Raw genomic sequence first — 17,987 nt, 5'->3', positions numbered from 1 at the left:
CTTGCATGTATGATCTTCAGCTTTACCAATATGTTTTAATCGCGCTGCTATTTGTCTGGAGCGGATTTGTTCGTTCAGGCCTTGGGTTTGGCGGGGCGGTGCTGACGTTGCCATTTCTGCTTCTGGTGGTAGATGATCCGCTGGTTTTTTTGCCGATTATCGGCGTACATCTGATGTTTTTTTCATTTCTGATAACCTGGCAGAACCGGCAACGGGTTAAGCGGGCAGCTTCTGAAAATGGTAAAGATATCTCTACCATCGACTGGAAGTATCTGCGCTTTGCCATGTCCATCATGATTGTGCCTAAGCTGATCGGTATTCTGGGATTGTTAACCCTGCCGGCATCACTGATGAGCAGTATTATCTACTGTATCGTTATCGGCTATGCGATCAGCTATGTACTCAACCGGCCATTTAAAAGTAATAGCCGCGGTCTCGATATTCTGTTTTTAATCTTAGGGGGCTATGTCAGTGGTACCTCTCTGATTGGCGCACCTCTGATTGCGGCAGTCTTTGCATCCCATGTCAGCCGGGAAAAGCTGCGCGATACGCTGTTTGTGTTGTGGTTTATTCTGGTGTTAATCAAACTGACCTCATTTGTCATTGCGGGTGTCGACCTGCAACTGATTCACCACCTGTGGTTGTTACCCTGTGCTTATATTGGTCATCTGTTTGGTGAGCGGTTGCACAACAAACTGCTCGGGGCTGAAAGCAAAGTGTTTTTTCGGGTGTTGGGTAGCGTGTTAATTCTTGTCAGTACTCTGGGGTTGATCCGGACTCTTATCTGAGATCTGTTGTATCTTATTGATGCTGAACGATACTGCAATCAAACTGATGGAAAATGTTATTTGCTGGCGCTGGGGGAGGTGATAGCTTAGTTACTTTTCATAGGAGGCGTTTATGTCAATCTGGAAAACTGAAAATAGTGTTGACGAGCTACAGCTATTTGCCAGAAACACCCTGATCGATCATCTGGGGATTAAGATCACCGAGATCGGTTCTGATTATATCAGTGCTTCAATGCCGGTTGATTGCCGAACCCATCAACCGATGGGGCTTTTGCATGGTGGTGCCTCTGTTGTTCTGGCTGAAACGCTGGGCAGTGTTGCTGCACAACTGGCGGCAGAACCTGACCAGAGTTGTGTCGGCCTAGAGATCAATGCAAATCATCTGTCAGGTATCAGCACGGGGACTGTATATGGCACGGCATCGCCGGTTCACATTGGCCGTTCAACACAGGTGTGGGATATCCGCATCGTCGATGAAAAGGGAAAAGGGATCTGTATCTCTCGCTTAACGGTAGCGGTGTTAGCAAAGTCGCCAAATTTTAGGTAAATGACCTTTGATTATGACCTGAATCGGGACTTTAGGGGTGTATATGAGTGATTTAGGATGCTAGACTGACTAACTTAACAAGCCGGCCGATTAAGCCGGCTTTTTTTTATTTTCAGGTGGGTTAAAACTCGCTGCTCTGTCTGTTTAATTTAATTTTCTGAAGAGAGAAAGCTTCGTGCGTAACGCTTTGTTGTCATTGCTTGCTCTGCTTAGCAGTTGCATCATCCTCTATCTCGGTATCGGCCTGATGAATATTCTGGTGCCATCACGGATGGGGCTGGAAGGTATCTCCACCGACACTATCGGTATGGTGTTGTCGATGTATTTTGTGGGGATGCTGACCGGGGCAATCTATAGTAAGCAGCTGGTTAAACGAGTCGGTCATGTCAGGGTGTTTGCCGGTAGTCTGGCTATAGAAGCGATCTGTATCCTGGTGTTCACGCTGGATGCGAATGCCTTGTTATGGGGACTTTTGCGGGTATTACTGGGGTTCAGTCATGCCTGTCTGCTGACGGCGATGGAAAGCTGGTTGAGTGACAGTGCCACGGAAGAGACCCGGGGGAAAATTCTCGCGGTCTACAACGCCTGCATTATGGGCGGCTTATTTGGTGGTCAGTTCCTGATGGGGCTCGCTGAGCCGACCGATGATATGTTGTTTGTCATTGTCGGAATCCTCTTCTGTCTGGCGACGCTACCGGTACTATTCAGCCGCTCCAAAGGCCCGGTGATTGAAACGGTTGCGCCGATGTCGATCATATCTCTTTTCAGAATATCACCTCTGGGGGTCGTGACCTGTCTGGCCTCCGGTGCTGTTTATTCCGCGCTTTTCAACCTGCTGCCGGTTTTTGCTACGGAATATCATATCAGCGGTTTTCAGCTATCCCTGTTTATGGGTTGCGCTATATTGGGGGCGTTCAGTATGCAGTTTCCGGTGGGACTGCTGTCTGACCGTTTCGACCGGCGCACGGTGCTGTTAGGGTTGTTGCTGATATCGTCCATGCTGGGTATCGCCATTGTTCCATTGGCTGAAATGGAGATGATGACCGCTATCTTTGTGCTCTGTGGGATGACGTCAGGAATGGTTGCCTGTTATTACCCGCTGAGTGTGGCTGAGGCGTTTGATAAACTGAAAAAATCAGAGATGGTTTCGGCGATGGGCAGTATGCTGCTGGCATTTGGTGTTGGCGGCGCGATAGGTCCTTATACTGCATCTCTGGTTATGACCGCCTTTGGTAGCTCCAGTCTGTTCTATTTCCTGGCGGTTACCCAGGCATTTCTGGCACTGTTTACCCTCTATCAGATGAAGGTAAGCAAGGCACTACCGGTAGCAGATCAGGAAGGGTTTGTTATGCAGGGTGAAGCGCTCTCTGCATCGGTACACCTTGACCCACGGACCGAATATACCGAGCCTGAGGCTAAGCTTAGCTCTGCTGCGAAAACAGCGATCAGTATTGCAGAAACTGACCCTGCGGCCGCAGTCAAGCTGGCCCGGGCACTGACCATCAGAAACCCTGAGAAGGGTACTGAAGTGGCTGCCGCGGTTGCTAAGGTACCGGGCATCGACGTGATGCGTCTGTATGAGGTAATGAAAGAAGCCGCGCCTTATCAGATTCTGGAAATCACCCAGGCGATTGTTAAGGCCAAGCCTGAACTCGCCGGAGATCTGGTATCCCGCCTGGCTGAATGGTATCCCCAGCAGGTTGTGCCTGTTGCTATTGAGGTAGGCCGGGTGTTCCCGGAAATGCGGATCGAGATGGCTCGGATTGCGGTGGCGTCAGCGCCTGAATCTGCTACTCAGGTAGCTGAATACTATGCGCGGCTGATTGCTGAAGAGCGTGAATCAATGCGTCCGGCTGACCGGGAAGACGATACCAGTGAGGTTGATGCCCTGAATATGGCGACAGAGCTTTGGGATGCGAATCCTGAACAGGCGCTTGATATCGCTGTTACCCTTGCCGGCTCTGTTCCGGAGACTGCGGTGGCGATGACAGAGGAGTATATGTCTCACTATGAGTCTGGTTCTGCGAATGATGCCTCTCTAACCGATAGTGACTCAACCGCTGAGACTGGCGAGGGCGATTATCAGGATGCGGTTGAATGGGTATCAAGAATATCTGAAGCAGCACCTGAACAGGCGATGGATGTTGCGGCAACCGTCGTTGAAGCAGTACCTGAGTCAATGTATGAAGTGACGCAAGAGTATCTGTCTGTCGCTGAAGAGGAGCAGGCTGAGCAGGAAAACGCGGATGGCCGTGAGGCTGATGCTACTGATACCGAAGGGGCTGATGGGGCAGAAGAGGTAGTGGATGAGCATCAGAAAGCGATTGAGTGGCTGACCCGGATGTCCCAGCTATCGCCGGAAATGTCGCTCAACCTGGCCGTTAAGATTGTTGAAGCGGTACCGGAAAGCGCACAGTATGTGGCGGCTGAAGTAGCCCGGTTGCTGCATGAAAGTTACCAGACGGACAATACCGGTCTGAACGCTGAGCCGGCCAGTGAAATCCGGGATGCCGTTGAACTGGTTAACCGACTCAAAGAGGTTTCACCCGATAGCGCGGAAGAGGTTGCGGTGGCGGTGCTTGAAAGTATCCCTGAAGCGGCATCTGATGTTGTTGATGCGATCAGTGTCGGTGCTGAATCCCGTGAAGGCGAGTGGGTCGATTCCATCGACAGAGACAGTGAAAAGCAGGTCGATAAGCGTCAAGATCAGCCGGATGATAACCGCGAAGATAAGCCCGTATAAGCGGGGCGGTAACGCCCCGAAGACCGTTGGCCGAACGGTGAAACTTAAAATATAAGTGCGGTTCGGCTTATCTATATTTGTGCTCTTTGCTCAGTTCAGCTCAAAGCGATTTTGCCAACCGGGTTATCGCTTCCTCAACTAATGTCGTGTCAGTATTACTGAAATTAAGACGGATATGGCAATCCTCTGGCGCTGCTTCTTGCTCATAAAAGGCGGACCCCGGCACTACTGCCAGTTTATGTGCAAGTGCTCTTGCGGCCACCTGCGCTCCACTTTTGCCTTTCAATGATAGCCAGATAAACATCCCACCCTCAACCGGGTCAAACTCGATTTGCGCTCCCAGCTGTCGATGCAGTTCGGCACTCAGATGCTGATACCGACTGTGGTATCCTTGTCGCAGTTGCACCAGGTGTTTCGGGTATTCCGGGTGGTTCAGCAAACGGTCAATGATCACCTGTTGCGGAATACCAGTATGCAGATCCGTTGCCTGCTTAATGCGTTCAGCGAGGGCGATAAATTCCGCCGGGCCACTCATCGCTCCGACTCTGAGTCCGGGAAAGCCGGTTTTTGAAAAAGATATCAGACGGATTGTTTGTTCCGGGTATAACTCGCTGACGGTAGAGAGTTGTGCACCGCTGAACCTTAACTGTCGATAGGGTGAGTCTTCAATCAGTGTCACGCCATAGTGGCGGCACAGCCCGGCAACGGCGATTCGGGTTTCAGCAGACCATACCCGACCGGTAGGGTTATGAAAGTCAGGCACCGCATAAAACAGTTTTACGGCAGTGGTTTTAAAATAGTGTTCAAGCTGGTTCAGGTCTGGCCCGGCAGCACTACTGAGCAGCGGCAACAGAGCCGCACCACTTAATTGAAACGCCTGTAGTGCGCCAAGATAAGCAGGAACTTCAGCAACAACATGATCACCCGGTTCGAGTAGCGCCCGGGCAATCAGATCCAGAGCCTGCTGACTGCCGTTGCAGATCAGCCAGGGCTGAGTTGACTCCGGCTGCCATCTCTCCAGTGTTTCAAGCAGAGGCTGGTAACCGCGGCTATTGCCATATTGAAATAATTGACGGTTGTCCGCCAGAGACGCGCAGGCAACACGCACCAGCTCCACCGGCAAGAGGGAGGCCGCAGGCAGCCCCCCGGCCATGGAGATCATCTCCGGTTGGCTTGCAGCGCTGAGAATCTCTCTGATATAAGAGGCTTGCAGTGATTGTGCGTGTGTGGAAAATTTCATACCCCTGTCCTGGTGGTCATACAGTTAGTAGTGTTAATAGGCACTGCTAATAAGCAGTGCCGATAAGCGTTGCAAAAAATGGTGATTAATAATCTGGCTGAACAAGCGTCACAGTGTATGCCTCACCCTGTTTGGTGATTTATCTGTTTATGCTTTACTACTTATCTGTTTATGATTATTACTATCGGTTAGCCGATCCTGTTAAAGTAAACAGCTAATGACCAGTGCAACACAAAAAGCCCGTATTAATGACGTCCTGCACCGCATCCACCGGGATCTTGCGGCCCCGTTAACGGGGGCAGGTCTGGCCCGGGTTGCCGCCTACTCAGAACAGCACTTTCATCGGCTGTTTCAGCAGGTGACCGGTGAATCTCTGCATCGTTACATCCGCCGGGTGCGTCTTGAACATGCCGCGAATCTGCTGATGTTCGAACCGTCGACGCCGGTGCGGGATATCGCCTTAAAGTGTGGCTATAACTCGCTGGCATCCTTTACCCGGGTGTTTGGCGAGCAGTTTGAGATGAGTCCGGGGCGCTGGCGTCACCAGGAACGATCGCAACGGATCCCCTATATGAGCGACCCTGAAGTGGCTGCCGGGGCGGAGCGCGTTGCGCTGCTGCCCCTGCCTGTGCCTGATCTGGTTGAACTTCGGGAGCGGCCGGTTGCTTATGTCCGCCATCAGGGTTATAACCACTCGATTCGTTCAGCCTGGCAGATTCTGCAGGCGTGGGCTGCGGCAGAGCAACGACCTTTTGTGGATCAGATAGGACTGCATCACTCAAACCCCACCTGGACGCCACAGGCACGCTGTCGTTATGTTGCCTGTCTCGGGGTGGATAGTCCGGTTCCCCGGCGTGGGGTTGTGAATGGGATGGTGATTCCCGGAGGGTTGCACGCACGGTTTCGCTTCAGCGGGCAGTATGGCGACCTGCTGCCCTGGATCACCCGGCTACAGGATGAATGGCTGGCAGGCTCGGGGCTTAAAACGGCTGCAACACCAGCTTTCGCCAAGTATCAGCGCAACCAGTTTATCGACTCTGAGGATAAGTTTGAGTTGGAATATTATCAGCCGGTTACGCTGTATTAACCGGTATTTTTCAGGAGCATTATGAATGGATATTGAGATCAGTCTGACCGACTTGCCGGAGCAATCTGAGGTAATCAGGCTTTACCGTGCTAATGAGTGGTCTGCTGCCGATAAACCTGAGCAGCTGATGGCGGCGCTGGCCGGGTCACACTCACTGGTGACGGCACGCATTAACGGCGAGCTGATCGGTCTGGGTAACGCACTGTCAGATGGGCATCTGGTGGTCTACTACCCGCATATGCTGGTTGCCCCCGAGTATCAGGGGCGAGGGGTGGGGAAACAACTGATGCTGGCGATGCAGCAGCGTTATCAGGGGTTTCATCAACAGATGCTGACCGCCGATGGTGAGGCGATCGGTTTTTATGAATCTTTAGGCTTCAGCCGTGCAGGTAAAACCGAGCCGATGTGGATCTACGCAGGCAATGATCATTAGGCCGGATCATTCGCTATGGCGTATAGCGCTTTAAAATTAGAATTCTGGCCTGACAACCAGTACAGTAGCGTTTTCATAGATCGGTGATCCCGTGAGACATTCTCATTTTATCCGTCTGGTTCCAGCGCTGTTTGTACTGCTCTGGAGCACTGGTTTTATTGGTGCAAAGTACGCTTTGCCCTATATCGAACCGTTCTACCTTCTGTTTATCCGTATGCTGCTGACGCTGGTAGTATTTACTGCGCTTGCACTGATCTATCGTTCCCGCTGGCCCTCTTTGCGTGAAGGGGGGCAGCAGGCAGTTACCGGGTTTCTCGTGCATGCCTGTTATCTCGGTGGCGTTTTTGCTGCGATTAAGTGGCAGATGCCCGCCGGTATTACGGCGATTGTTGTCGGCTTGCAGCCGTTACTGACCTCCCTGATCGGCTGGCAATGGCTGGGAGAGAAGTTGAGAATGGTGCAATGGTCAGGCTTGCTGATGGGACTGGCAGGAGTGGTGGTTATCCTGCTCAATGGTCAGCACAGTGAAGTGACTGTGCTCCGGCCTGAAGCTATAGCAGCATTAATTATTGCACTGTTTGCGATCTCCTTTGGCACCCTGTACCAGAAGCGTTTTGGGAGCAAGGTTGATCTGTTAACCGGGTCTATCTGGCAATATCTCTCAACCGCAGTGGCGATGGGGCTGCTGGCGTTTCTGTTTGAAGAACGCCATGTTGAATGGAACATGACGTTGCTCTTGTCCCTTGGCTGGCTGGTTTTTGGGTTGTCGATATCCGCTATTCTGCTGTTGATGTTTATGATTCGTGAAGGTGAGTCTGCCCGGGTAGCCAGTTATTTCTATCTGGTACCGCCGGTGACCTCGCTTGAAGCCTGGCTTCTGTTTGGTGAAGACCTTAGCTGGATTCAGGTGGTGGCGATTGGGGTTACCGTTTTTGGGGTCTACCTGGTGTTAAGGCCTGCAACCAAAGCCGCTGCCATGAAATAGCGCAATTATGTTACCTGTTCGCGCTGTGCGATTATTCAGCAGGATTAAAACGTTAACCCTTTGTCCCGATAGTTTTAACAATCGTCAGCCAACTCGTTGGATAAAATGTGAATATTGAGATTCTGTTTGTTTTCGCTCTGCTGTTAATCACTATCGGCCTGTTTATCTGGGATCGTATCCGCATGGATATGGTAGCGATGATGGTGGTTGTGGTGCTGGCCGTATCGGGTGTTATTACACCGGCGGAAACGGTATCCGGTTTTGGTCAGTCTCTGGTGGTGATGATTGCCGGTTTGTTTGTGGTTGGGGAGGGGCTGTTCCGTACCGGTGTCGCAGCGGCGGTGGGCGACTGGATTATGCGCATGGGCGGGCAGAGTGAACGAAAACTGTTGTTCGTACTGATACCTGTGGTGGCGGGGATGTCTGCGGTGATGAGTTCGACCGGCGCGGTGGCGCTGTTTATTCCGGTGGTCCTGAGTATCTGTCGCTCAGCCAAGCTACAGCCTTCAAAAATGCTGATGCCGCTCTCCTTTGCATCGCTGATTGGCGGAATGATGACGCTGATCGGCACACCACCGAATATGGTTGCCAGTACCCAGCTGCGGGCTGCCGGGCTGGAGCCGTTCGGTTTCTTTGATTTCACCCCGGTCGGTGGCGTTATTCTGCTATTTGGTACTCTCTATCTGGTGTTTATTGCGCCTAAACTGCTGCCTGAAACCGGGGTTCGCGAGGCGTCACATCCCCACCTGAAAGAGTTTGCTCAACGCTATGCAATCGAGGACAACCTGTATCGTTTACGGGTGAGAAAAGATTCGGAACTGGTTGGGAAAACGGTCTCAGATATGCGCCTGAGAACCCGCTTTGAGGTGACGGTATTCGCCATTCGCCGGGATGGCAAACTGGTGTCAACGTTTATGCCGGTGCTCAGTGAGACCCAGATAGAGAGTGGTGATGTGCTGTTAGCCTATGGCGAAGCGGATGGTATAGAGCAGTTGTGTATCGAAACCGGGTGTATGTTTTTTGGTTTCCCCGATGACGAACGTACCCGTATGGATAAAGAGTTCGGTGTTGCTGAGGTGATGTTGCATAATCGCTCACCGATGATTGGTAAAACAATTCAGGAAGGACGCTTTCGTGAACGTTACCATCTCAGTGTAATCGGGGTGCTGCGCGATGGTAAACCACTGGCGACCCGGTTTGGCGGAGAACCGCTGCAGTTTGGTGACACCCTGTTGCTGGCCGGGGGCTGGCGCTATATCGAAGCGCTGGATGATCGCCAGAATTTCGTTATGCTGGAAACCCCGGCGGAGATGACTGAAACTTCGGCGCGCTGGGGACACGCCCCCATTGCCCTAACTATTATGGTAGCGATGCTGGCACTGATGATCAGTGGTGCGTTGTCCAGTCTCAGTGCGATACTACTGGCTGCGGTAGCGATGGTGCTTAGCGGCTGTATCAATATGAATGAAGCTTACCGTTCATTGAATGCCAGCAGTCTGGTGCTGATTGCCGGGATGTTGCCTCTGGCACTGGCGATGCAGAAGAGCGGGGCGCTCGATCTGATTGTAACCGGGTTGCTATCTCTGCTGGGCGCAGGTACACCGATTCTTATCTGTGGTGGACTGTTTGTGCTGACCTCGGTGCTGAGTCAGTTTATCTCCAATACCGCGACGACGGTACTGATTGCGCCGATCTCTATTGCGATTGCGCAGGGGCTGGGGATGAATCCCGAGCCCTTTATGATGACGGTTGCTATTGCCGCCTCTACTGCGTTTTCGACGCCGATCGCCTCACCCGTTAATACGCTGGTGCTGGTGCCCGGTAACTATCGCTTTATTGACTTTGTAAAAGTAGGGCTGCCATTACAGATTATGTCGATGATAATTACATTGGTTGTTACACCGCTGGTTTTTCCATTTTAAGTCGGCATCAGTGCCTTAAAAATGTATTATCTGCAAACTAAAACATAATAAATTGATAGGTTTACATAATGAGTGATCGTGAATACCGCACGGTGAAGGCCTCGCAAACAGTGTTGAAAGAACTGATGGTACCCTCCTATGCTAATTTCGGCGGAAAGGTTCATGGTGGGGTGATTCTCTCGCTGATGGATAAGATCGCTTATACCTGTGCGGCGTCGCATGTCAAAGGTTACTGCGTTACCGCATCGGTCGATTCAGTTAACTTCCTCAATCCGGTGGAAGTGGGCGAGCTGCTGACGTTATCAGCCTCGGTTAACTACGTCGGTAACTCATCGCTGGAGATCGGCATCAAGGTTATCTCCGAAGATTTTCGTCTGGGTATTGTTAAGCATACCAACACCTCCTATTTCACTATGGTGGCGATGGATGAAGAGAGCCGCAAGCCGGTGCCGGTGCCAGGATTGATTCTCGAAGATGAGCAGGAGATAAAGCGCTTTATCGAAGGCAAGATTCGTAAGCAGCTTAAGTCGGAACACCGCGCGGAGATGAAGAAAATCCGCAGTAATCTCGATCTGATTAAAGAGATCAACGCGCTCGACGGTGAAAATTGCCGTCTTTATAAGTCCTGAACAGGCCGCTCTGGTTGCTCTGTGCTTTCAAGATAGGGCGGCAGAACCATAGTGAAGAAGTGTTGCCGGGCAAAGCTCAGCAGGGTTGATGCGGCAGGGCTCAGTGAACGTCCTTTGCGGCTCACCAGACAGATCTCCCGGCGCATCTGTGGTGCAGTCAGTGGAATAAAACCGAGCTCTTTGAACGACTCGGTGCTGGCGGCCAGTGCTGGCAATACCGAGATGCCGATCCCCTGGCGGATGAGTGCGGCCAGGCCTGCCGGATTGGACACCTCCAGAATCGCTTTCTGATCAGAGAGCTGTAACTGACCCGCCTGACGAAACTGATTCAGTTGTGCGCGGATACCGGTATCCGCCGACAGAAACAGTAACTCCTCCTCAATCAACTGCTGCCACTGAACCGCTTTCGTCCCTCTGAAACGGTGACTGGCTGGCACAACTACACCATAACGGTCGGACAGCACCGGCTGATAGTTGAGTTCCGGATGGGCAGAGTGGTTGGCGCCGATACCGAAATCGACATCATTATCCAGCACCCGCTGCTCAATCTGTCCGGCACTGTCATCCCGTAGCGAGATGGCGATTTCAGGAAACTGCTGACGGTAATCATCGATAACCGGGGGTAACAGACGGCTGATGGTTGAGGGTGATGCCGCGATGGCAACCTGGCCCTGTTGCTGGCCTGCGATCGCTTGCAGGTCACCAATGGCGGTATCGAAATCAGAGATCAGCTTCTCGGCAACCGGGCGGAACTGTTCCCCCTGCAGTGTCAGTAACACCCGCCGTGTGGTTCGGTCAAACAGGGTTAGTCCCACTGACTGTTCCAGCTGTTTGATGGTGGCGGTCAGGCTTGACTGGGTGAGATGAAGGCGGCTGGCAGCCTGGGTGAAGCTACCGCAGCAGGCGACCTCAGTGAATGCCCGCAGATGTCTGATAGAGAGGTTTGTATTCATTTATCGTTTTATCTGATTAATTGATCATATTTTATCGTTTGAATGATAAATGATAATTCTGCATTATGGCTATCTGTTTATCCGTATTTAGTCCGTCAAAGTGCACAGGTTGAGCGATGATCCCACGTATTGCCGAAATTAACACGACCCAGAAACTCTATCTTGATTTTATAGAGGCCTTAAAAAACAGTCACTTTGGTGGAGAAGTTAATCCTGACTATGCCAGCAGGATCGTGCTGTCTACGGATAATAGTATCTATCAGGTGTTGCCCCAGGGAGTAGTTTTTCCTAAGTCTGTTGAAGACCTGGTGCTGTTGGCCGGTCTGGCAGTGGAGCCCCGTTTTAACGGCGTGGTGCTCAGCGCCCGCGGCGGTGGTACCGGTACCAACGGTCAGTCGCTTACCGACGGGCTGATCGTCGACATCTCCCGGCACATGAATCAGATCCTCGAAATCAACGCGGAAGAACGCTGGGTGCGGGTGCAGGGTGGGGTGGTCAAAGACCAGCTTAATGCTGCACTGAAACCCTACGGGCTGTTCTTTGCGCCGGAGCTGTCAACCAGTAACCGCGCCACCATTGGCGGCATGATCAATACCGATGCCAGCGGTCAGGGGTCCTGTATGTACGGCAAAACCCGTGACCATGTACTGGAATTGAAATCCGTCTTTCTCGATGGCACCCTGTGGAGTTCAGCTCCCTTGAGCGATACTGAGCTGGATGAGATCAAAGCGCGTAATGACCGGGTTGGTGAAGTACATCGTGTGGTTGATCAGGTGTTCACTGAGCATCGTGAGCTGATCGATGCCAAATTCCCGAAACTGAACCGCTGTCTGACCGGCTACGATCTGGCCCATATCCGCGACGAAGCGGGGCGTTTTAACCTGAATTCGGTGCTCTGTGGTGCCGAAGGCTCGCTGGCATTTATCGCCGAGGCAAAGCTGAATGTTTTGCCAATTCCAAAGTACTCGGCACTGGTGAATCTCAAGTATGCGGGTTTTCAGGAGTCTCTTGAAGATGCGGCTGAACTGATGGCGTGGGGGCCAACCTCAATCGAAACCGTTGATTCGAAAGTTCTGAATCTGGCGATGAACGATATTGTCTGGGATTCTGTTAAAGACTACTTTCCCCAGAATGACGGTGAACCAACGATTCAGGGGATCAATCTGGTCGAATACACCGGCGATGATGAAGCTGAGTTGAAAGCTAAAATTGCAAAACTCACGGATTATCTCGACAGCGTGGCGGGGCAGCCGGGTAAAACCTTCGGTTATACGGTGACCTTTGGTGCGGCTGAGGTGAATAAGATCTGGGGGATGCGTAAGAAATCGGTTGGGTTGCTGGGCAATGGAGTCGGTGAACGTCGTCCCATCCCATTTGTTGAAGACACCGCCGTGCCCCCGGAAAATCTCGCCGCCTATATTAAAGAGTTCCGGGCACTGTTAGATAGCCATAATCTGGCCTACGGTATGTTTGGTCATGTGGATGCCGGTGTACTGCATGTGCGTCCCGCCATCGATATGAAAAATGAGGATGAAGAGGGGCTGATCCGTGTGATCTCTGATGGGGTGGTGGCGCTGACGCAGAAATATCATGGTCTGATCTGGGGTGAACATGGCAAGGGGGTGCGCTCTGAATACGCACCGGCTTTCTTTGGTGAGCTCTATCCGCAGCTACAGATCATTAAAGGCGCATTTGATCCGGCCAACCAGCTGAATCCCGGCAAGATCTGTACGCCGCTGATCGATGGGGCAGAACTGCTGAAGATCGATGAGGTGCCCACGCGAGGCCAGTATGACCGCCAGATTCCTGCGGTTGCCCGTGAAGAGTACAGTGAGGCGATGTTCTGCAATGGTAACGGCGCCTGCTATAACTACGATCCGAAGGATGCGATGTGTCCCTCCTGGAAAGCCACCCGCGAGCGTAAACATTCACCTAAAGGGCGTTCATCGCTGATTCGTGAATGGTTGCGTCTGATGGCGCTACAGGGCGTAGATATCGTCGCCGAGGGGAGTAAAGCCCGTCATGGGTCGTTTATGGCCAGCCTGCCTGCGCGAGTCAAAAACAGCTGGAAGAAAAAGCAGGGGGAGTACGATTTTAACAATGAGGTGCACGAAGCGATGATGGGCTGTCTGGCCTGCAAGTCCTGTGTGGCGCAGTGTCCGATTAAAGTCAATGTCCCGGATTTTCGCTCCCGCTTTCTGGAAGCTTATTACAGCCGCTATCTGCGCCCTTTGAAGGATTATATGATCGGCGGGCTGGAATATATGATTCCCTATCTGTCCCGCTTTCCGGCGCCCTATAACTGGATGATGGCTAACCGCACCATGCAGTCAGTGTTTGGTCGCTGGGTAGGGATGGTGGATAGTCCGGCAATCTGTACCAATACGCTGGTAAAAGGGATGGGCGAGCGGGGCGTGCCGTTTGCAACTGCGCAAAATCTAGCGGCCATCATGCCGGAACACAAGCCGCACTCGGTGATTCTGGTGCAGGATGCCTTTACCAGCTTTTTTGAAACCCAACTGGTGTTGGATATTATCGATCTGCTGCGTGAAACCGGCTTCAATGTACTGGTTGCGCCGTTTAAGCCCAATGGCAAACCGCTGCACGTACATGGATTTAAAGCCGCGTTTAACAAGGCCGCAGATAGCAATACCCAGATGCTGCAGTCTTTAGCCAGCAGCGGAATTGCGATGGTGGGTATTGATCCGTCGATGACGCTGACTTACCGTCAGGAGTATATTGATGATGGTATGCGCCTGCCGGTGAAGGTTGAGTTGATTCAGGAGTGGCTGGTAAAGCATTGTGATCTGCTGAACCAGAAAGCAGAAGGGCTGCCGCAAAATGACTATAAACTGATGGCACACTGCTCTGAAAAGACCTCGGCCGCAGCCTCCATTGCTGACTGGAAAAAGATCTTTCAGGCGCTGGGGCAAACGCTGGAACTGCAGGCAACCGGCTGCTGCGGCATGGCGGGAACCTACGGCCATGAAACCGAAAATGTCGAAACATCAAGAAAAATCTACGATCTGAGCTGGTCAGAGGTGGTCAATGATCCGGCTAATGACGGCCGCCTGGTCGCCACTGGCTACTCCTGTCGTAGTCAGGTTAAGCGTCTGGATGAGCAGCAGCTACAGCACCCTCTGCAGGTTCTGCTGCAACTGCTGAAAACCGCGTAAGCGTCGATTAGCATCTGAAGGCCGGATTACTGTTCAGTATTCTGGCCTTTTTTGTTTTGGGCCTGGGTATACTGACGATCCATTTCGCCATACTGTCGTTCGTAAGAGAGCGGATCAGAGCGCCACAGACGATAGAGCTTACGATCATTGCTGGCCATCGGTGGCGGATTGAGTTTTCGCCGCCTGATCGCCTGCCAGGTGATCGGTGTAAACACCAGGGCGATAAACAGGATCACAATGAGAAGTTTATACTGTTCCATTTTTCTGTCGGGCTCTCGATGCATACAGGCCTGCGGGCCTATCGTGTTGCTAGATATTTTTGCTGTTAAATAGATGCTTTTTAATAAGTGCTTAGAGGATTGTACACTAATGAGCAGAGCTGATCTCTGGAACCGACGCTACCAGGAGAAGGCTGAGATCGCCCCCGATCTGCCTGTTGAGTTACAGCACTCTCTGGCGTTACTGCCCCCAGGTTATACTCTGGATCTGGCGTGCGGCGATGGTGCGGCCAGTCTCTATCTTGCGGGCCTGGGGCATCGGGTTCTGGCGGTTGATTTTGCTATCGAAGGTTTAAAACGCTTACAGAGGTTTGCTGCACTGACAAACTCTGCAAGCGCGAGTCTCCGCCCGGAGATAGAGACGCTGGTCGTTGACCTGAATGCAGCGGACGCACTTTGCGGTTTGGGCGGTTTTGATAATATTGTGATACTGCGTTATCTCCCCGAGGTGGCGCTATTAGCCCGTTTACCCCGGCTGATGCAGCGGGGAGGTCATCTGCTGATCAAAACCTTTAATTCAGAATATCACCGGCAAACCGGCTTTCCTGAGCGGTTTTGCTTGCAGCCCGGGGCGTTGACAGACTGCCTGCCCGGGCTGACTCTGGAGCAATATGAAAACGGTCTGTTAGACGGCGGGTTTTATGACAGCTATCTCTATGCCTTTAAATGACATAGTTTCCGCCTATAGTGCAAGTGCAAAAAAGCCCAGGATAAGCGATGATACAAAACTATTAACGGTTTAATTTAAGGAGCATGCTCGTGGACGATTTATTGCCTGAACTGTGTGACCAGTTCCCGGATCTGGTGCAGGTTGTAGAGCCGATGTTTGGTAATTTTGGTGGTCGTGAACGTTTTGGTGGCGAAATCGTCACGCTGAAGGCGTTTGAAGATAACTCTCTGGTGCGTGAACAGGTGGCTCTGCCCGGTGAAGGCCGTGTTCTGGTGGTTGATAGTGGCGGTTCTATGCGCCGGGCGATGCTGGGGGATATGCTGGCCGAAAAAGCGGTGCTGAATGGCTGGTCCGGCATTATTATTTACGGCTGCATCCGTGATGTGAACGCAATAGGCGAGCTGGATCTTGGCGTGCAGGCATTGGGCACGCATCCGATGAAAACCGACAAAAACGGCATCGGTGAGCTGAATGTTGACCTGACCTTTGGTGGCGTGACATTTAAACCCGGCCATTATGTCTATGCGGATAACAATGGCATCCTGGTATCTCCGGAGAAACTTGAGCTCAGTGAAGCTTAATTCCCGGTATTGTTAAGGGTGATATAAAAAAGCCTCTGCTGATGATCTGCAGAGGCTTTTTTGTTTATCGATAGCGCTTATTTGAAAGTATCAGCAAACAGGTTGTCGGACCAGGTAAACATATCGTTGAAGTTACGGCTGCTCCAGTTATGGGCTTCACCCAGCGAGCCCGGCACCAGCCCCATTGAGCCAGTATCGGGGTTGTAGCTGTACACGGCGGTCAGCCAGGATGCCTGATCGTACGTGATTGGGCTGAAGCAAGCCGAGTTTGTGGTGATGTTCTGTAAACGCTCCTCTGTATAGCTGGAAAGCCCATGGGCGGTACGGATAATACTGTCGGCACAGATTTTAGCCTGGGCATTTGCCATATGGCCGGATTTTGGCTGGCTGGTGCCCTGAGCATCGCCAATCACATAAACATCCTTAAATAGCGTATTGGTAGACGCATAGGTTACCGGGTCAACATCTGCCCAGCGTGAGTCGCCGGTCAGTCCACTGAGTTTGAGGATGTTCTGTGCGCCGTGGGTCGGGATAACGTTAAGCACATCCCCGGCAAAACTGCCCTGAGAGGTGTTAACAATCAGGTTGTCGGAGTCGACAGACTCAACCTGGGCATTCGGAATATACTCGATAATATCGCCATAGAGATCATTGAAGGCACTGGTGAAGGTGCCTTTTTCCGCCATGATGCCGGGATTAGCGTCCAGCACCACAACCCGGGGGGCGACACTGCCACTGCCATCAAGATAACCACTGCGGCGACCGAGAATGTCCGCGACGATACAGGCCCGCTCATAGGGGCCGGGAGGGCAACGATAAGGCGCTTTAGGCACGGTCATAACAAAGGTGCCGGTGTCCGGCATTTTGTTTATTTTGTTGCGCAGGTTATTTGACTGCCCTCCGGCGATCCAGGCATGGGGAACTTTGCGGTAATCCTGCCCCGGAATGCTGTCAAACTGAATTCCGGTGGCGACCACAAGGCTGTCGTAATTGATCCATCCCGCCTCTTTTAGCTTGAGTTGCTTTTGTGGCCCTCTGATTCTGAGTGCCCGATCATGAACGACCTCAACCCCATACTTTACCTGCAGATCATTATATTCAAAGGTAAGGTCTGTTGTTTTCAGGCGTTTATTCAGAACCAGGTTACTCATGATGCAGGAAACATGATTTGCATTTGGTTCTATCAGGGTGACGGCGATTTCACCGTTGCTCCACATGCGTAAATATTTTGCAACGGTACAGCCTGCAAAGCCGCCGCCGAGCACCGTAACATGGTGAATCGGTTCTGCGGCTTTTGCTCCGCGGGTTAGCGCCAGTGCTGCAGCAGAAGCTGGCACCATCTGGATAAAATTACGTCTGGTTAATGGCATTTTGAAGCCCTCCGGTGTCCTAATAGCAAGCTATATCAATGTGATCAGAATGTAATAAATGCGCTTAGTTGCCACCGTTTTCAGGTAGGGTGGAATAATACTGAGCGATGCGTCGTATCTGATCGTCGGTATAGCCGAGGGCCTGATGGTCCATGATGCCGCTGGGGCGGTCTTCACCTTTCATATCGTATAGGTGATCGGCGAGATCTTTAGCTTCATCGCCTCCAAGATCCGGATAGGAGCCGCGCGCATATCCATTAGTGCCGTGGCACTGAGCACATTGCGAGGCGATCATTCGGTTAACCGTTTCATCTTCAGCAACGGCCGAATTGACGGATAGAAGAAGGACAGCGGGTGCTAACAGGAGCTTCCCGAAGGTTCGTGTAGAGCTGACTCTCATGCAGTTCACCTTACTTATAGAGTTAAGTTAACACAGCCCTTCTTGGACTGTGAGGCACTTCCCCCCCCATAAGCAGCTACATCATGTAGCACTTATTTATATATAGACAGCATTTCTGGCTATATCCATTAAAAATGTGGAGGATTTATAAATGATCTTTGTCAGACGTTCAGTTGTGAGAGGAA

Annotated in this window: 16 protein-coding genes; 11 read left to right on the top strand and 5 right to left on the bottom strand. The window is 51.9% G+C overall.

Going from position 1 to position 17,987, the window contains the following annotated elements; all coding sequences use genetic code 11:
- Positions 1 to 5 precede the first annotated feature (5 nt).
- The 3 genes from ACQY8X_RS04125 (at position 6) to ACQY8X_RS04115 (ending at position 4,078) form a co-directional block, all read left to right on the top strand.
- Positions 6 to 788 (top strand): TSUP family transporter, encoded by a 783-nt coding sequence (locus tag ACQY8X_RS04125; RefSeq protein ID WP_428033876.1) that lies wholly within the window; start codon positions 6 to 8, stop codon positions 786 to 788.
- Positions 789 to 900: 112 nt separating this feature from the next.
- A complete protein-coding gene (locus ACQY8X_RS04120) occupies positions 901 to 1,335 on the top strand; it encodes a hotdog fold thioesterase (RefSeq protein WP_428033875.1) in 435 nt (144 codons plus the stop codon).
- 175 nt (positions 1,336 to 1,510) lie between these two features.
- Positions 1,511 to 4,078 carry an MFS transporter gene (locus ACQY8X_RS04115; protein WP_428033874.1) on the top strand — a complete coding sequence of 856 codons (2,568 nt, stop codon included), beginning with the start codon at positions 1,511 to 1,513 and terminating at the stop codon, positions 4,076 to 4,078.
- A gap of 100 nt (positions 4,079 to 4,178) precedes the next feature.
- Here ACQY8X_RS04115 and ACQY8X_RS04110 read toward each other — a convergent pair whose 3' ends face one another.
- Complete coding sequence (locus ACQY8X_RS04110) at positions 4,179 to 5,318, bottom strand: PLP-dependent aminotransferase family protein (protein WP_428033873.1); 1,140 nt, start codon at positions 5,316 to 5,318, stop codon at positions 4,179 to 4,181.
- 217 nt (positions 5,319 to 5,535) lie between these two features.
- Here ACQY8X_RS04110 and ACQY8X_RS04105 point away from each other — a divergent pair, with 217 nt between their 5' ends.
- The 5 genes from ACQY8X_RS04105 to ACQY8X_RS04085 all read left to right on the top strand — a co-directional run bounded on the left by ACQY8X_RS04105 (position 5,536) and on the right by ACQY8X_RS04085 (position 10,374).
- On the top strand, positions 5,536 to 6,405 hold the full coding sequence (locus tag ACQY8X_RS04105) for an AraC family transcriptional regulator (RefSeq protein WP_428033872.1): 870 nt from the start codon (positions 5,536 to 5,538) through the stop codon (positions 6,403 to 6,405).
- 25 nt (positions 6,406 to 6,430) lie between these two features.
- Positions 6,431 to 6,838 carry a GNAT family N-acetyltransferase gene (locus tag ACQY8X_RS04100; protein WP_428033871.1) on the top strand — a complete coding sequence of 136 codons (408 nt, stop codon included), beginning with the start codon at positions 6,431 to 6,433 and terminating at the stop codon, positions 6,836 to 6,838.
- A gap of 91 nt (positions 6,839 to 6,929) precedes the next feature.
- Positions 6,930 to 7,823 carry a DMT family transporter gene (locus tag ACQY8X_RS04095; protein ID WP_428033870.1) on the top strand — a complete coding sequence of 298 codons (894 nt, stop codon included), beginning with the start codon at positions 6,930 to 6,932 and terminating at the stop codon, positions 7,821 to 7,823.
- 107 nt (positions 7,824 to 7,930) lie between these two features.
- The gene (locus ACQY8X_RS04090; protein WP_428033869.1) at positions 7,931 to 9,745 is read left to right on the top strand and encodes an SLC13 family permease; all 1,815 of its coding nucleotides are present in this window, start codon (positions 7,931 to 7,933) and stop codon (positions 9,743 to 9,745) included.
- 68 nt (positions 9,746 to 9,813) lie between these two features.
- On the top strand, positions 9,814 to 10,374 hold the full coding sequence (locus ACQY8X_RS04085) for an acyl-CoA thioesterase (protein ID WP_428033868.1): 561 nt from the start codon (positions 9,814 to 9,816) through the stop codon (positions 10,372 to 10,374).
- Here ACQY8X_RS04085 and ACQY8X_RS04080 read toward each other — a convergent pair.
- A complete protein-coding gene (locus ACQY8X_RS04080; protein WP_428033867.1) occupies positions 10,362 to 11,327 on the bottom strand; it encodes a LysR family transcriptional regulator in 966 nt (321 codons plus the stop codon). The two genes, ACQY8X_RS04085 and ACQY8X_RS04080, sit on opposite strands and share 13 nt — an antisense overlap.
- Positions 11,328 to 11,443: 116 nt before the next feature.
- On the opposite strand from ACQY8X_RS04080, the gene ydiJ reads away from it, so the two are divergent.
- Positions 11,444 to 14,503: a D-2-hydroxyglutarate dehydrogenase YdiJ gene (gene ydiJ / locus ACQY8X_RS04075; protein ID WP_428033866.1), complete on the top strand. Its 3,060-nt coding sequence runs from the start codon at positions 11,444 to 11,446 to the stop codon at positions 14,501 to 14,503.
- A gap of 26 nt (positions 14,504 to 14,529) precedes the next feature.
- Here ydiJ and ACQY8X_RS04070 read toward each other — a convergent pair whose 3' ends face one another.
- The gene (locus tag ACQY8X_RS04070) at positions 14,530 to 14,763 is read right to left on the bottom strand and encodes a hypothetical protein (RefSeq protein WP_428033865.1); all 234 of its coding nucleotides are present in this window, start codon (positions 14,761 to 14,763) and stop codon (positions 14,530 to 14,532) included.
- Between the two features lie 109 nt (positions 14,764 to 14,872).
- Here ACQY8X_RS04070 and ACQY8X_RS04065 point away from each other — a divergent pair, with 109 nt between their 5' ends.
- Positions 14,873 to 15,451: a class I SAM-dependent methyltransferase gene (locus tag ACQY8X_RS04065; protein ID WP_428033864.1), complete on the top strand. Its 579-nt coding sequence runs from the start codon at positions 14,873 to 14,875 to the stop codon at positions 15,449 to 15,451.
- A gap of 89 nt (positions 15,452 to 15,540) precedes the next feature.
- Positions 15,541 to 16,032: a ribonuclease E activity regulator RraA gene (gene rraA, locus ACQY8X_RS04060; protein ID WP_205209104.1), complete on the top strand. Its 492-nt coding sequence runs from the start codon at positions 15,541 to 15,543 to the stop codon at positions 16,030 to 16,032.
- 77 nt (positions 16,033 to 16,109) lie between these two features.
- Here rraA and ACQY8X_RS04055 read toward each other — a convergent pair whose 3' ends face one another.
- Both ACQY8X_RS04055 and ACQY8X_RS04050 read right to left on the bottom strand, forming a co-directional pair.
- Entirely contained in the window at positions 16,110 to 17,402 is a 1,293-nt protein-coding gene (locus ACQY8X_RS04055) for an NAD(P)/FAD-dependent oxidoreductase (RefSeq protein WP_428033863.1), read from the bottom strand.
- Between the two features lie 64 nt (positions 17,403 to 17,466).
- Positions 17,467 to 17,802 carry a c-type cytochrome gene (locus ACQY8X_RS04050; RefSeq protein WP_428033862.1) on the bottom strand — a complete coding sequence of 112 codons (336 nt, stop codon included), beginning with the start codon at positions 17,800 to 17,802 and terminating at the stop codon, positions 17,467 to 17,469.
- Positions 17,803 to 17,987 lie beyond the last annotated feature (185 nt).

It is taken from the genome of Amphritea sp. (assembly GCF_050300915.1).
GTDB lineage: Bacteria > Pseudomonadota > Gammaproteobacteria > Pseudomonadales > Balneatricaceae > Amphritea.
Note: the sequence above shows the minus strand (reverse complement) of the source record. Positions and strands in the feature narration are given on the sequence as shown.

Coding starts and splice junctions, on each gene's coding strand:
- ACQY8X_RS04125 (WP_428033876.1), top strand. CDS start 6: ATGTATGATCTTCAGCTTTACCAATATGTTTTAATCGCGCTGCTATTT.
- ACQY8X_RS04120 (WP_428033875.1), top strand. CDS start 901: ATGTCAATCTGGAAAACTGAAAATAGTGTTGACGAGCTACAGCTATTT.
- ACQY8X_RS04110 (WP_428033873.1), bottom strand. CDS start 5,318: ATGAAATTTTCCACACACGCACAATCACTGCAAGCCTCTTATATCAGA.
- ACQY8X_RS04105 (WP_428033872.1), top strand. CDS start 5,536: ATGACCAGTGCAACACAAAAAGCCCGTATTAATGACGTCCTGCACCGC.
- ACQY8X_RS04100 (WP_428033871.1), top strand. CDS start 6,431: ATGGATATTGAGATCAGTCTGACCGACTTGCCGGAGCAATCTGAGGTA.
- ACQY8X_RS04085 (WP_428033868.1), top strand. CDS start 9,814: ATGAGTGATCGTGAATACCGCACGGTGAAGGCCTCGCAAACAGTGTTG.
- ACQY8X_RS04080 (WP_428033867.1), bottom strand. CDS start 11,327: ATGAATACAAACCTCTCTATCAGACATCTGCGGGCATTCACTGAGGTC.
- ydiJ (WP_428033866.1), top strand. CDS start 11,444: ATGATCCCACGTATTGCCGAAATTAACACGACCCAGAAACTCTATCTT.
- ACQY8X_RS04070 (WP_428033865.1), bottom strand. CDS start 14,763: ATGGAACAGTATAAACTTCTCATTGTGATCCTGTTTATCGCCCTGGTG.
- ACQY8X_RS04065 (WP_428033864.1), top strand. CDS start 14,873: ATGAGCAGAGCTGATCTCTGGAACCGACGCTACCAGGAGAAGGCTGAG.
- ACQY8X_RS04055 (WP_428033863.1), bottom strand. CDS start 17,402: ATGCCATTAACCAGACGTAATTTTATCCAGATGGTGCCAGCTTCTGCT.
- ACQY8X_RS04050 (WP_428033862.1), bottom strand. CDS start 17,802: ATGAGAGTCAGCTCTACACGAACCTTCGGGAAGCTCCTGTTAGCACCC.